The 13,464-nt window shown below is 58.3% G+C and carries 14 protein-coding genes; 7 read left to right on the top strand and 7 right to left on the bottom strand.

All coding sequences use genetic code 11. The features are described 5' to 3' along the window. On the top strand, window positions 1-259 hold a 259-nt coding region (locus ABF824_RS12725), incomplete at its 5' end, for a hypothetical protein (RefSeq protein WP_415489398.1). 82 nt (window positions 260-341) lie between these two features. Here ABF824_RS12725 and ABF824_RS12720 read toward each other — a convergent pair. After that, a complete protein-coding gene (locus ABF824_RS12720; protein ID WP_415489397.1) occupies window positions 342-1,487 on the bottom strand; it encodes an energy transducer TonB in 1,146 nt (381 codons plus the stop codon). Between the two features lie 284 nt (window positions 1,488-1,771). On the opposite strand from ABF824_RS12720, the gene ABF824_RS12715 reads away from it, so the two are divergent. After that, entirely contained in the window at window positions 1,772-1,951 is a 180-nt protein-coding gene (locus ABF824_RS12715) for a CsbD family protein (protein ID WP_415489396.1), read from the top strand. A 74-nt stretch (window positions 1,952-2,025) separates the two neighbouring features. On the opposite strand, the gene ABF824_RS12710 is transcribed toward ABF824_RS12715, so the two are convergent. From ABF824_RS12710 to ABF824_RS12695, 4 genes are all read right to left on the bottom strand, one after another. Continuing rightward, window positions 2,026-3,525: a YifB family Mg chelatase-like AAA ATPase gene (locus tag ABF824_RS12710; protein ID WP_415489395.1), complete on the bottom strand. Its 1,500-nt coding sequence runs from the start codon at window positions 3,523-3,525 to the stop codon at window positions 2,026-2,028. 24 nt (window positions 3,526-3,549) lie between these two features. After that, the gene (serA, locus tag ABF824_RS12705) at window positions 3,550-4,806 is read right to left on the bottom strand and encodes a phosphoglycerate dehydrogenase (protein ID WP_415489394.1); all 1,257 of its coding nucleotides are present in this window, start codon (window positions 4,804-4,806) and stop codon (window positions 3,550-3,552) included. 206 nt (window positions 4,807-5,012) lie between these two features. Beyond that, window positions 5,013-5,813 carry a histidinol-phosphatase gene (hisN, locus tag ABF824_RS12700; protein WP_415489393.1) on the bottom strand — a complete coding sequence of 267 codons (801 nt, stop codon included), beginning with the start codon at window positions 5,811-5,813 and terminating at the stop codon, window positions 5,013-5,015. A gap of 27 nt (window positions 5,814-5,840) precedes the next feature. Beyond that, window positions 5,841-6,320, bottom strand: coding sequence for a c-type cytochrome (locus ABF824_RS12695; protein WP_415489392.1), 480 nt, complete (start codon window positions 6,318-6,320; stop codon window positions 5,841-5,843). A 150-nt stretch (window positions 6,321-6,470) separates the two neighbouring features. On the opposite strand from ABF824_RS12695, the gene ABF824_RS12690 reads away from it, so the two are divergent. From ABF824_RS12690 to smpB, 4 genes are all read left to right on the top strand, one after another. Continuing rightward, window positions 6,471-7,214: a 3-deoxy-manno-octulosonate cytidylyltransferase gene (locus ABF824_RS12690; protein ID WP_415489391.1), complete on the top strand. Its 744-nt coding sequence runs from the start codon at window positions 6,471-6,473 to the stop codon at window positions 7,212-7,214. Then, window positions 7,211-8,074 carry a prephenate dehydratase gene (locus tag ABF824_RS12685; RefSeq protein WP_415489390.1) on the top strand — a complete coding sequence of 288 codons (864 nt, stop codon included), beginning with the start codon at window positions 7,211-7,213 and terminating at the stop codon, window positions 8,072-8,074. The genes ABF824_RS12690 and ABF824_RS12685 overlap by 4 nt, the downstream gene beginning before the upstream one ends. A 74-nt stretch (window positions 8,075-8,148) precedes the next feature. Further along, complete coding sequence (dapA, locus tag ABF824_RS12680) at window positions 8,149-9,042, top strand: 4-hydroxy-tetrahydrodipicolinate synthase (RefSeq protein WP_415489389.1); 894 nt, start codon at window positions 8,149-8,151, stop codon at window positions 9,040-9,042. Window positions 9,043-9,045: 3 nt separating this feature from the next. Further along, a complete protein-coding gene (smpB, locus tag ABF824_RS12675) occupies window positions 9,046-9,540 on the top strand; it encodes an SsrA-binding protein SmpB (RefSeq protein ID WP_415489388.1) in 495 nt (164 codons plus the stop codon). 101 nt (window positions 9,541-9,641) lie between these two features. Here the strand turns inward: smpB and ABF824_RS12670 are convergent, their stop codons facing one another. Beyond that, entirely contained in the window at window positions 9,642-10,373 is a 732-nt protein-coding gene (locus tag ABF824_RS12670; RefSeq protein ID WP_415489387.1) for a cold-shock protein, read from the bottom strand. A gap of 456 nt (window positions 10,374-10,829) precedes the next feature. Here ABF824_RS12670 and ABF824_RS12665 point away from each other — a divergent pair, with 456 nt between their 5' ends. Continuing rightward, window positions 10,830-11,870 (top strand): lipid A deacylase LpxR family protein, encoded by a 1,041-nt coding sequence (locus ABF824_RS12665; RefSeq protein ID WP_415489386.1) that lies wholly within the window; start codon window positions 10,830-10,832, stop codon window positions 11,868-11,870. A gap of 36 nt (window positions 11,871-11,906) precedes the next feature. Here the strand turns inward: ABF824_RS12665 and ABF824_RS12660 are convergent. Beyond that, window positions 11,907-13,464: EAL domain-containing protein (locus ABF824_RS12660; protein WP_415489385.1), on the bottom strand; the 1,558-nt coding region annotated here is incomplete at its 5' end.

Genomic DNA, 13,464 nt, shown 5'->3' with positions numbered 1-13,464 from the left:
CCGTATTCCTCACCAGACCTTTCCCCCCGGAACAGTGACGGAAACACCTGCGCCGCAAGGACAGGTGCTGGTGAATGACCCTTCCGCACCTACCAATACCCCTCTGTGTGGCACGGCGGCGCGGGAAGCAAACACGATGGGGCAGGTGATGTATCCGCAGCCGCTCATCAATGGCGGGGCCTGCACGCAGAATGCCTGCTTCGATCCAGCGACACAGACCTATATCGCTTCGGATAACACCCGGCGCGTGTGTCGATAAAGCATAGATCTTTCTTCTGAATCTGAAGTGCGCCTGAACTGAAAAGGCCCTGCGAACAACCGTTTTGCAGGGCCTTTTTGCGTCAGTGACGGATCAGGATGTAATTGACCGTCACATCAAGATCGAAGTGGTCGCCCGGAATATTGGGCGGCACCGGTGGAAGCTGCGCGTCTCTGAACATACCCGTCGTTGCGGCATCCAGCAGATAGGAGCCGGACTGATTGGTGAGCCGGACAAAACGCACATGCCCCGAGCGATCCAGCACGACATGAACGGAGGATGGTCCTTCCTCACCGTTCTGGGCTGCTTCCTCTGGATAATACATGTGACGCCGAATCCAGCGGTCCACATCGGAACTGTAATCATCACTGATGCCGCGGACTGTGCTGCGTGTTGCATACGGCGCATTCAGCTTGCCGTTCTGCACCAGCGGACCGAGAGAGAGATCGATCGGGCCGCCAGAACCGCCTGTTCGTCCCTTTCTGTGAGGGCGTCGCGGTGCGGAAGACTGATCCAGCGAAAGATCCGTCAGTGAATCGAAGGGCGAGGGCGCTCGCTGATGCTGTTGCGCACGCCGAACCGACTGCTTGCGGGGCGTGGCCTGCTTGCTGGTCTCGCGACTGCCAGTGCCCGTCTTGTTGGACGCCGGGTTGATGGGAGCCGTCTCATTCGTCGGCTTGGGATAACTTTCATCCGAAGAAGCTTCCGGGATTGGTGGGGCTGCTGGTGTTTCTGGCGTGGGATGCGCGGCACCCGAAGAGGATTGCGCTTCTTCCGGTGTGGCGGCGCTGCTCTGTGAAGACTGCGCTGCTTCGTTGCCGCCGCCAGCCTGATCGGAATGTTCGCCCTTCATACCGCTCTGGGCAGGCGGGGTCACGAACATCATGTCCACGGAACCCATTTCGCTGGCCTGCGGATTACCGCGTGGCGGATGGGTGAGTGCCATATAGATCATGAGCGCGAGCAGCACCACATGGAGCAGCGCTGAAAACAGCAGGATGAACAGCAGATCGGGATCGGCGAACACCTGTCGCGGAGAAAGCGGTGTCTTGGCTGGGCGAAGGTTGCGATAAGCGCCGGCTTTCGGAAAAAAAGCTGGTCTGAGACCCGCTCTTCCCGTTGGGGCAACCTGCTGCTGCACCACGGAAACCTTTGGTTTCCGCGCGCCAACGAGCACGGGCTCTTTCTTCGTTCCGGGTGGTGCGGAGTGCCCTGGCGGCGCCGTCATGGAGTTGGTTTCGTCCCCGGGGAAGAAGAAAACGCCTGTCTGCCAGGCCGACCGTTTCTGGCAAATTGCCACTCAGCGCGAGGTCTGACTACCCCTCGTCTGATTACGGAATGTCATAAAAGGTGGAAGCAATTCCAGTTGTGCACAAAATCAGTCGATACCTATGCGCCTTGTCCGTAACGGGTGCGATTAAAAGACATGTAATGCAACTTGTGATGTCATGCCATGTTTAACGCTCACGGGGTTCGGTGTGATGAACCCATATGAAACAGAGGATATGTGTCATGGGTGAATTCAAAGACAAACTTCAGGGTGTTGCTGATAAAGTCGCCGGTACCCTCAAGGAAGGCGTCGGCAAAGCCACGCACGACGAGAAGCTGGAAGCTGAAGGCAAGTTGCAGCAGCTGAAGGGCAAAGGCGAGGAAGTCAAAGGCAAGGTCAAAGGCGTCATCAACGACGTCTGATTTGATGCCTTTGTAGGCTCAATAACTTTCCAGAAAACGGAGTTGCCTTATTCAGGCAGCTCCGTTTTTTTGTATCAGTGACTATGATTACGGTGGCGAAAACTGACTGCCTCAGCAATATGGTTTTTCTGAACGGTCTCCGACCTATCAAGATCTGCAATCGTTCTGGCCACCCGTAACAGGCGGGTGAATCCTCTTGCTGACAATCTCAGTTTGCGCGCTGCGTCTGCGAGAAGTGTCCGGGCGTCAGGTTCCAGTTCAAACTGATTCGGATTGGCCTCCGCATTACGCACTGTCTGGCCGCGTTTTTCCTGAAATGCACGTGCTTCTGCTACCCGCGCGGCGATGCTTGCCGAAGGCTCGCCGGGTGGGGCCGTCATCATGTCTACCGGCGAGAGGGGCTGCATGGACAGCCAGAGATCGATCCGGTCGAGGAGCGGGCCAGAAATACGATTGAGATAATCTTCACCGCAGCGGGGAGCTTTCCGACATTCGCGGGATGCGTCGCCAAGATAGCCGCACCGACACGGGTTCATCGCCGCAACCAGTTGAAAACGTGCTGGATAAGTAACGTGCGCAGCAGCGCGGGCAATGGATGTCTGTCCCGTTTCCAGTGGCTGTCGTAGAGATTCCAGTGCCTGACGGGAAAACTCAGGCAGTTCATCAAGAAACAGAATGCCGCGATGTGCCAGACTGATTTCGCCGGGTCGCGCTTTTGCGCCACCACCCACCAGCGCAGGCTGGCTGGCCGAATGATGCGGATCGCGGAAGGACGGACGCAGGATCAGTCCCTCATCCTCTGTAAGAATGCCCGCAGCGCTGTAGATACGTGTGACTTCCAGTGCTTCCATCTTCGTCAGGTTGGGCAAAAGGCCGGGCAGCCGCGACGCAAGCATCGATTTTCCTGATCCCGGCGGTCCGGACATCAGAATGGAATGTCCACCAGCGGCGGCGATTTCCAGACCTCTGCGTGCGACGTCCATGCCTTTGACATCAGCCATATCGGGACCGATGGCAGCCGCTGTTTGAACATGATCGGGGAAAACGGGTGGCGACAGTACCTGTTCGCCGCGAAAATGACTGACAAGGGAAAGCAGGTCAGGGGCAGCGAGAATATCGCCAGGACTGCCAAACAGGGCTTCGCTTCCCTGCACGGCTGGACAGATCAGGCCAAGTTCCAGTCCGTTTGCGGCAAGGGAGGCGGAAATGACGTTTGGAACACGGTTGATACGCCCATCAAGGGATAATTCACCCAGCGCAGCATAACGTGAAAGTTCTTCAATCGGCACGACTTCCATCGCGGCAAGCACTGCAAGCGCAATAGGAAGATCGAAATGCGAGCCTTCTTTCAGAAGATCAGCGGGCACCAGATTGATGAGAATGCGTTTGGGCGGCAGGGCCAGCCCCATGGAGGTAAAGGCGGCGCGAACACGCTCGCGGGCTTCGCCAACGGCCTTGTCAGGAAGGCCGACAATGAGAAAAGCAGGAAGGCCATTCGCGATCTGGACTTCGACCCAGACCGGAATGGCCTCTATTCCCGTAAAAGCAAAAGAGCGGACGCGTGTATTGATCATGCTCCGCGCCCGTTCTGCTTAGTGTCAGACGCCCTGCTGATACAGCAGGCGCGCGCGCACTGTGCCTTTCAGGCCGCGAAGAAGGGAGAGCAGGTGCTCGTCCTTCTCGTCGTTTCCGCCTGTTTCAGCATCCACTACGACGTAGCCGATCTCACCATCTGTCTGGAGATACTGGGCCGTCACATTGCAGCCTTCGTTGGAGAAGATGTCGTTGATCTTCGACATCACGCCGGGAAGGTTGTGGTGCACGTGAATGAAGCGGGTGCCGCGGGGGCTCTGCGGAAGCTGGACTGTAGGAAAATTGACCGATCCCAGCGTGGAGCCGATGTCGGAATATTCGACCAGCTTGCGGGCGACCTCAACGCCGATCCGCTCCTGCGCTTCGGCGGTGGAGCCACCGATGTGCGGGGAGAGAATGACGTTATCCAGCCCCTGAAGTGGGGAGACGAATTTCTCGCCAGCAACTTTCGGCTCGACCGGGAACACGTCGATGGCTGCACCAAGCAGGTGACCAGATTTCAGGGCTTCGGCGGCCGCATCAAGATCGACCACGTTGCCGCGGGCGTTGTTGATGAGGAACGAGCCCGGCTTCATCTGTTTGATCTGCTCGGCGCCGATCATGTTCTTCGTGGTCGGCAGCTGCGGAACGTGTAGGCTGACTACATCGCTTTCGCCCAGCAGCGTTTCCAGCGTGTCACATGCCGTTGCGTTTCCATGCGGGAGTTTGTCCACCACATCGAAATACAGCACGCGCATGCCAAACGCTTCAGCCAGCACGGAGAGCTGGGAACCGATGGAGCCGTAACCGACAATACCCAGCGTCTTGCCGCGCACTTCCCAACTGTTGGTGGCGGATTTGTCCCATTTGCCTTCATGGCAGCCAACGGAACGCGGGAAGATGCGGCGCATCAGCATCACGATTTCGCCCATCACCAGTTCGGCGACGGAGCGTGTGTTGCTGTAAGGCGCATTGAAGACCGGAATCCCCAGTTCCCGTGCTGCGTTCAGATCGACCTGATTGGTGCCGATGCAGAAGCAGCCGATGGCGAATAGCCGGTCTGCGCTTTCCAGAATTTCACGGGTCAGCTGGGTGCGGGAACGGATGCCGATTACATGGACTCCCTCAAGTGCTTCCTTGAGGGCCGCGCCGTCGAGGGCACCTTTGTGGCGTGTGACATTTTCGTAGCCACTCGCCTTCAAAAGCGCGACGGCGCTGTCATGGACGCCCTCAAGAAGCAGGATACGGATTTTGTCCTTCGAGAGTGACAGGTGCGGAGTCATTCAGTTCGCTCGTGCTGTTACAGCGGATCCCGGCCTGACTGGCTATGTCCGGTTCTGCCTGCTTCCTGAGCGACAGGAAGACGGGAATAGTCCCGAAGGAGGTAGCAATCGGATACCGTGCCCGGAGTGGGCGACTGGCGGGGGCGCCCTCATAGCACGTTTCCCCGCAACCGGAAATTAACGAGGAGTCGGTTCTTCCCGCTTATTTACCCGCGCAGACATGTAACGGCTGCATCGAGGAGGGCCGGGTTCCCAACCGCGAGGACCGTGCCGTCGCCATCAGCCGTCAGGCTTTCCCCGTTCCAGTTGGTGACACGACCACCTGCGCCTTCCACCACGGGCAGCAGAGCTGCCCAGTCCCAAGGCTTCATCGCGCATTCGGCGACGATATCTATATGACCTGACGCCAGCAGCCCGTAGGCATAGCAATCGCCACCCCAGCTCATTCTTTTTGCCTGCTGTTTGAGCGCTTTCCATGTGGGACGCGGCGCATCCTCCAGCATTTCGAGGGACGTGCAGGAGAGATCCGCTTCTGAAAGAGAGGGCTGTTTGCGCGTGACGACGGGCTGGAAATCGGTGCGATGCAGCAAACCGTTACGAAACACGGTCGGGCGTCCGGTTACGCCAAGCCAGCGTTCGCCTGTGACAGGCTGATCGATTATCCCCAGAATGGGCGTCCCGTCATGGCTCAGCGAAATGAGGGTGCCGAATGTCGGGCGGCCCGTGATGAAAGCGCGGGTGCCATCAATGGGATCAAGCGTCCACTGATAGCGACTCGTTCCTTCCTGAAGCCCGTATTCTTCTCCTAGAACGGCGTGGTCAGGATGCAGTTCGGCTAGTTGCGCCCGCATCACCCGTTCCGCCATGCGATCGGCAATCGTAACCGGGCTGGCGTCGTTCTTGTCGGCTGCGCCTATCGTCGAACGGAAGTAGGGTCGGATCACAGTGCCCGCCACGTCCGCCAAGGCATGGGCCGTCTGGATGAAAAGATCGAAATCATGGGACATGGAAAGGCTCCAGCTAGGAAGGCAGGGTCAGTGGAGTGTTTTCAGCCACGCGATGACATCGGCCCGATCCTGTGGGTCTTTCAGGCCCATGAAGGACATCCGGGTTCCCGGGCTGAAGGCTGATGGTTTACGGAGCCATGCGTTGAGTGTGCTGGCATCCCACGTCCCACCATGGGCTGCGAGGCTGGTTGAATAGGTGTAATCCGCCTCTCTGGCGATGGAACGTCCGAATATTCCAAACAGATTTGGACCAGCGGATTGCGTGCCAGACGGTGTGAAGCTGTGACAGCGGGAACAGATGGCATTCGCCAGAACAGCGCCGTTCTCGACCTTTCCTTCAGGCAGCGGTGCGTTCTGTTCATCATTACCGGACTGGGCGAGAATAGGTCGGGCAGGCAGGATATCGGGGACGCTCAGAGAACCCGCCAGCCATGCACCGCCCATTGCGGCAGCGACAAGGAGAAGGGCGAAAGCTGCCCGGTTGGCTGTTGCAAAGTCCATCATCATCCGGTGTTCGGCCCAGTCGTCCCGGCAGGAGCCACTGTCCGCGCAGTTGCGTCGCTTGAGTGTCTTTTCTAGAGTGCGGCTCGCTTCGTGTGAAGCGGTCGGCGGAAACTTCGCCGTATTCCTTCGGTGTCCGGGTTTCCGTTTGTCGTTATGACCAGCCCAATCGTTATTATTCCTGCCCGGATGGCCTCCTCGCGCTTGCCCGGAAAGCCGCTTGCCGAGATCGCGGGGCGGCCGATGATCGTGCATGTGCTTGAGCGGGCGCTTGCCGCGGATGTTGGGCGTGTCGTCGTGGCGGCGGCCGAGCCCGAGATCGTTGACGCCGTGCGGGGAGCCGGTGGGGAAGCCGTCCTGACCGAGCCCGATCTTCCATCCGGGTCCGACCGCGTGCATGCCGCTCTCCAGCAGCTTGATCCGACGGGCAGGCATGATGTGATTGTCAATCTTCAGGGCGATCTGCCGGGTCTGGACCCGCAGACCCTGAGGGCTTCTCTGCTTCCGCTGGGTGATTCAACAGTCGCTATCGGCACCCTCGTTGCGCCCATCCGTGACGAAGTCGAAGCGCAGACCGATTCGGTCGTGAAGGTCGCCTGCGCGTTTGCGTCTGAAACCGCGCCAATCGCGCGCGCGCTGTATTTTTCCCGTTCCCGCATTCCGTGGGGTGACGGGCCGCTCTGGCACCATATCGGTGTTTATGCCTGGCGCCGCGCGGCGCTTGAACGATTTGTTGCCCTGCCAGAGGCTCCATTGGAAAAAAGAGAACGTCTTGAACAACTCCGTGCTCTGGAAGCCGGCATGAGCATCGGTTGCGCGCGTGTGGCTGATGCACCATTTGGTGTCGACACCCCCGCCGATCTTGAGCGGGCGCGCCGTATATTGGGAGAACAGTCGTGACGGGAGCGGTTCCGGGTAAAATCGCATTTCAGGGACGACCGGGCGCGTATTCCGATCTGGCCTGCCGTACGGCCTATCCTGGCTGGGAGACGGTACCCTGCCCGACATTCGCGGATACCATTGCCGCTGTTCATGATGGTCGGGCCGATCTCGCCATGCTGGCCTGCGAGAACAATCTTGCAGGTCGTGTGCCGGACATTCACGCCCTTTTGCCGGAAGCAGGACTGCACATTGTTGGTGAGCATTTCCAGCGCGTTGAGCACTGCCTTATCGGAGTCGCAGGGGCGACCATCGAACAGGCGCGCCGTTTGCACACGCATCCGGTCGCGCTGGGGCAGGTGAGGGATCTGGTCCGTGATCTGCACCTTACCCCGGTGGCGGAATTCGATACGGCAGGCTCTGCGGAACTCATCGCGGAATGGGGGCGGCCGGAAGATGTGGCAGTGGCTTCTGAACTGGCGGCGGAACTGAATGGCCTCACCATCCTGCGTCGTAATGTCGAAGACGCCACGCATAACACCACGCGCTTTTATGTTGCCGCCCGTGAGCCGTTGCCCTTGCCCGAGGACGGTCCGGTGATGACAACGGTGCTGTTCAACGTCCGCAACGAACCGGGGGCACTCTATAAAGTGCTCGGTGGTTTCGCGACCAATGGCGTGAACATGACGCGACTGGAGAGCTACATGCTCGATGGTTCCTTTGCCGCTACCCAGTTCCTGCTCGATGTTGAAGGACGTCCTGATCGGCCGAACCTGAAGCAGGCGCTGGCGGAACTGGAATTCTTCTCCTCGCGTTTCAATATTCTGGGTGTGTACCCACAATCGCCGTTCCGGCAGCAAAGGAAAGCCGCCGCGGCCTGACAGCGCTTTCCGTTCGTGGCATACCGGCTGCTGCGACGGGATCATCCTGCGTCGGACAAACAAGAAGAAAGTCTATGACCGAAGCCATGTTCAAGGGGGCCATCACGGCCCTTATCACACCGATGAACCGCGATGGCTCGCTCGACCTTCCGGCGTTCGACCGGCTTGTCGAATGGCAGATCGCCGAGGGCATTTCCGGACTTGTGCCAGTCGGGACGACGGGCGAAAGCCCGACCCTGTCGCATGAGGAACATCACGAGATCGTCGCGCGGACCATCAAGATTGCCGCAGGGCGTGTGCCGGTGATTGCGGGTGCCGGTTCCAACAGCACGGCAGAAGCCGTCGATCTGGCTAAACATGCGGAAAAAGCCGGCGCTTCCGCCGTTCTCATCGTTACGCCTTATTATAATAAGCCCACTCAGGAAGGCCTCTATCGTCATTTCATGGCGGTGGCGGATGCGATCCAGATTCCGGTTGTGCTCTACAACATCCCGGGTCGTTCCGTGGTGGACATCTCGGTCGAGACCATGGCGCGTTTGGCACAACACGGGAATATCGTCGGCGTGAAGGATGCGACAGCCAATCTGCTGCGTCCTTTGCTGGTGCGGCGTGCTGTGACCAACAAGCATTTCAACCAATTGTCTGGAGAAGACGGGACAGCGGTTTCGTTCCTCGCCGCAGGTGGTGATGGTTGCATCAGCGTGTCTTCCAACATCGCTCCAGCCATGTGTTCACAGGTGCAGCGTCTCTGGGCGGAAGGGAAAACGAATGAAGCGATCGCGCTTCAGGATCGTCTTCTGCCGGTTCATGACGCCATGTTCTGCGAGACCAGCCCCGGTCCCGTGAAATTTGCCGCATCTCTTCTGGGTCTGTGTGGCGAGTCCTGTCGCCTGCCAATCGTGCCGATTTCCGATGCAGCCCGGAAAACCGTCCGCAGTGCGCTGACGGAAGTCGGCCTGTTAGGTTAATTCATGGCCAAGACAACCAAGAAGTCGGGCCTGATTGCGCATGGAATTGTTGCGCAGAACAAAAAGGGTCGGTTCAACTATACGATTCTTGAGACTATTGAAGCGGGAATCGTGCTGAAAGGGCCGGAGGTGAAAAGCCTCCGCTCAGGACGGGCCACCATTACCGAAGCCCATGCGGGCGAACGCAACGGTGAGATATGGCTCTTCAACAGCTATATCCCTGAATATCAGGGGGGGGTGCTTTCGCGTTTCGACACGCGCGCGCCGAGAAAACTGCTGTTCCATGCGCGACAGGTCGATCGTCTTCTTGGTGAAGTCGCGCGGGATGGTATCACCCTTGTGCCGCTGGACATCCACTTCAATGATCGCGGGATCGCCAAGGTCACGATCGGCATTGGTGAGGGACGAAAGAAGGCTGACAAGCGCCATGCCATTGCAGAGCGTGACTGGCAGCGCGACAAGGCGCGCCTCATGCGCAACAAGGGTAAAGAATTCTAACCCACTCCTTGTATGGGCATAAAAAAAACCCGCTTGGTCTGCTGACCGGCGGGTTTTTTATTACAAGGCGAAGCCTTTCGGCTCCGCCATGCTGGTCTTGATCAGTCGAACGAGATTGCTGCTGCTTCCGGACCTTTCTGGCCCTGAACAACCTTCACGTTTGCCGACTGGCCTTCGTTCAGCGTCTGCACGCCCGAACGCTCCAGAGCGGATGCGTGAACAAAAATGTCCTTGCCACCGCTGTCCGGCGTAATGAAGCCAAAGCCCTTGGTGGCATTGTACCACTTTACGGTGCCGCGAACTTCTTCTGCGTTGGAGACATCCGGAGCCGGACGCGGAGCGCGGCCACCGAAACCACCAGCACCACCCTGACGCGGACCGCCGAACTGGCCACGCGGACGCTCCGGCTGTGCTGTGCTCTCATCGACGGAAATGACTTCCGCAACCTGGCGTCCCTTCGGACCCTGACCGATGCGCACAACGAGTGTGGCACCAGGGCTCACGCCATCATGTCCAGCCTGCGAAAGGGCATTGGCATGCAGGAATACGTCACCCGAACCATCGGCTAGCTCGACAAAGCCGAAGCCTTTCTCGCCGTTGAACCACTTCACAGTGGCTTCAATTTCCGGTCCAGATGCGATCACCTGCGGTCCACCAGCACCACCTCCTGGACGACGCGGGGCAAAGCCACCACGGTCGCCGCCGCCAGCGCCAGCGCCGCCGAAAGGTGAGGAATAGCCACGATCGTAGTTTGATGGGCCACCCATGAAATCATCGTCAAATCCGCCGCGGCGGGGAGAACGGGTGCTGCGGTCGGTTCTGTTGCTTCTCAACGGTCTAAATCCCGAGGTCTAACTGGCGAAATGTAAGTTCGCCCTGTGAAATAAATCCGGTTCGGGAGAAACAGCACCCCAAGCACGGTGCTTGTTTTGAAGTATGATGTCTCATCCTGGTGTCCGGCGTTCAGTGTGTCAGGTGACATTCCTGAACAAGAAAGAACAAAGCATAAGGAGAGCGTTGAACGCTACTGTATTTTTGCCGTTTTGAGCGTTTGTGAGATGAAATTCTTGCAAGGAAGGCTTGATCTGGAACAAATGGCAGCTTGAAATAGTCCTTCATGTAGCTGTTTGAACGGTCACAACCGTTGCTAACCGCCTCACAACGCTGGCTGAGAGCGATAACGCGCTTTGTGCCAGTGAATTTTTAACGTAGTGGTCGGAAACAATCAGGCATCAATACGCGGCTAGAGAATCTGGGAGCCTGTCGTCGTGCTGTGGAGAATCGAAAATATGCGTCAGCGACCCACCTGCTTCCAGAATGCCCGTAAACCGGCCTTTCTTCTTTTTGGGGCCGCCTTTGCTTCGGCAAGCGTCTCTCACGCCAATGCCACGCCTTTGCAGGATCATCAGGGGACATGGACTCTTCAGGGCGAAAACGATGCCGTCACCACCCTGAACGGGACATCCGATCAGTATTATACCAGCGGTCTGCGTTTTAACTGGACCTCCGGTACTGACAATCTTCCTGCACCGATCGCGACCGTGAACCGCGCCATTCTTGGTAAGGGAATGCAGCGAATCAGCATTGGCGTGCAGCAGTTGATCTTCACACCGTCCGATACCCAGATCGCCACGCCCTCTCCGCGTGATCGTCCCTATGCCGGTGTCCTGCTGGGTACCGTCAATCTCATCAACGACACGGATCTGTCGCGCAGCGTGTTCGGGATTCAGTTCGGTGTGATGGGCCCCGATGCCCTGGGGCGCCAGCTTCAGAACGGGTTCCATGGTGCGATCGGCGATACGAGCAACAAGGGCTGGCATCATCAGCTTGCCAACCAGCCGATCTTTCAGGTGCAGATGGGGCGCACGTGGCGGTTGCCGCTTGGAACGATTGGTGGAGCGAATGGCCTGTCGTTTGACATGCTGCCTTCAGCCGCAGCCCGCATCGGTGATTACCGTATTGCTGGCACCATTGGGGACACCATTCGTTTCGGGCAGGGCCTCGATAGTGATTTCGGCGTCCCCACCATTGGCGCGGGAACAGATGGGACTGACGCCTATAAAGGCACACGCTCAGTGCCATGGTATTTCTTTGGCGGCGTAACGGGCGATGCAGTCGCTTACGACTCGACGCTGGAAGGGAACACGCTTCGTTCCAACTCACCCCACGTGAACAAGAAATGGGATGTCGGCGAGATCCATGCCGGAGTAGCCGTCATGTTCTATGGCCTTCGGGTGTCCTACAGTCAGGTCTGGCAGACGCAGGAATTCTCAACAGCCCGTTCAGGCCTGTTCAATTATGGCTCGCTGGCTGTATCCGCCAAGTTCTGACGCTTTTTCTGGCTAACTGTGGAGAACAAGCAGGCATTAGCTGCCAGGCTTGCTCTCCGGCTGGCGTAATGTCGGCTGTCCGATGAGGTATCCCTGTATTTCCTCGCAGCCATGGGCATCCAGAAAGCCAAGCTGCTCTTCGGTTTCCACACCTTCCGCACAACATGTCATGTTGAGCGAATGAATCATGTAGAGTGTCGAACGCAGCACGGTCTCGACACGCGCATCTACCCCCACGCGACGGATGAACATACGATCGAGCTTCACCTGATCGAACGGATAGTTCGTCATGCGCTCAAGTGAACCAAAACCTGTGCCAAAATCGTCGAGGATCAGGCGGACACCCATGGCGCGAATGCGGGCCAGTTCCTTTCGCGCGATGTCAGGTGGGCCGAAGCTGCTGCGTTCAGACAGCTCAATCTGCAGTCGCTGACCGTTGAGGCCGCTTGCCTTGAGGGCAGATTCAACTGTGGAAGCGACACGCTCCGTCGCCAGCCATGATGGCGAGATGTTTACGCTGAGGCCAAGCGGTTCCTGCCAGTTCTGAGCCTGTCGGCAGGCAGTGTGCAGCACCCACGAGTCGATATCTTCGATCAGCCCAGCGTTTTCCGCACACTGAAGAAAAACGGACGGTTCTACATCGCCGTGACCGGGGCGGGCCCAACGCACCAGAGCCTCGAAAGTGACAACATGTTCCGTTTCCGTTTCCATGACCGGAAGCCAGTGGAGCGTGAACGCGCCATTGACAATGGCCTGACGCAGATCACTCTCCATGCCGATCTGATCGGCATGGGCATGGGCGACTTCCGGGGCGACGCGATTGACCCGACTTCCAGCTCGCAGGCCCCGAATACGGGCTAGCGCCGCGTTGGCGAAGCCGATCAGCGTATCGGTGTCCGGGGCATCGAAGGGGAAACAGGCCCATCCGATGTAAGGTTCGAACGGAAAACCAGCTTGTGTCAGCGGTTTGTCGGCTTGCAGATGCGCGGCAATGCTGTTGGCGAGAACTTCGACTTCCTCGATATTCTTGCTGATCGGCACGGCAACGGAAAAGCTGCCGCCTCCAAGATGCACCGTGAAGCAGTGTTCCGGCACAAATTCCTGCAGCAGCGTGTAGGCGCGCTCAATGAGCGCATCGGATGCGGGCCAGCCGTCGCTGTCGTTGATGGGGCCGATTCGGCCAAGATCGATCCGCAACAGGGCGAGGGGGAGGGCCGTGGAGATTTCGTTCGGGGATATGCGCGTGTCGAGATAGCGGGTCAGCGCAGCGATGCCGGATGCAGGCTTGTGCAGCAAACGGCGGTCATGAGCCGTATCAAAATCTGCCGTCAGCGTGGCAAGCTTGGTCAGTGAAGACGAGGGAAAAGGATGCGCCGCACGGTTAAGGCAGACGAGAAGCGCTTTTTCACCCTGTGTGCCAAAGGGTCTGCTTGCCCAGGAATGGAAGCCACCAACTGGCTGTGAAAATACCCCTGACTGAACATCGTTGTCGGCAGACAGTCTTTCGACAGAGGACGCCATGCCGTCGAACAGTTTTTCCAGATTGAGCGAACCGACCTCTTTTGAAGCACCGATCAGCGACAGTCTGGTAGAC

Origin of the sequence: Acetobacter sp. (assembly GCF_047721705.1) — a bacterium.
Lineage (GTDB): Bacteria > Pseudomonadota > Alphaproteobacteria > Acetobacterales > Acetobacteraceae > Acetobacter.
Note: the sequence above shows the minus strand (reverse complement) of the source record. Positions and strands in the feature narration are given on the sequence as shown.

Coding starts and splice junctions, on each gene's coding strand:
- ABF824_RS12720 (WP_415489397.1), bottom strand. CDS start 1,487: ATGACGGCGCCGCCAGGGCACTCCGCACCACCCGGAACGAAGAAAGAG.
- ABF824_RS12715 (WP_415489396.1), top strand. CDS start 1,772: ATGGGTGAATTCAAAGACAAACTTCAGGGTGTTGCTGATAAAGTCGCC.
- ABF824_RS12710 (WP_415489395.1), bottom strand. CDS start 3,525: ATGATCAATACACGCGTCCGCTCTTTTGCTTTTACGGGAATAGAGGCC.
- serA (WP_415489394.1), bottom strand. CDS start 4,806: ATGACTCCGCACCTGTCACTCTCGAAGGACAAAATCCGTATCCTGCTT.
- hisN (WP_415489393.1), bottom strand. CDS start 5,813: ATGTCCCATGATTTCGATCTTTTCATCCAGACGGCCCATGCCTTGGCG.
- ABF824_RS12695 (WP_415489392.1), bottom strand. CDS start 6,320: ATGATGATGGACTTTGCAACAGCCAACCGGGCAGCTTTCGCCCTTCTC.
- ABF824_RS12690 (WP_415489391.1), top strand. CDS start 6,471: ATGACCAGCCCAATCGTTATTATTCCTGCCCGGATGGCCTCCTCGCGC.
- dapA (WP_415489389.1), top strand. CDS start 8,149: ATGACCGAAGCCATGTTCAAGGGGGCCATCACGGCCCTTATCACACCG.
- smpB (WP_415489388.1), top strand. CDS start 9,046: ATGGCCAAGACAACCAAGAAGTCGGGCCTGATTGCGCATGGAATTGTT.
- ABF824_RS12665 (WP_415489386.1), top strand. CDS start 10,830: ATGCGTCAGCGACCCACCTGCTTCCAGAATGCCCGTAAACCGGCCTTT.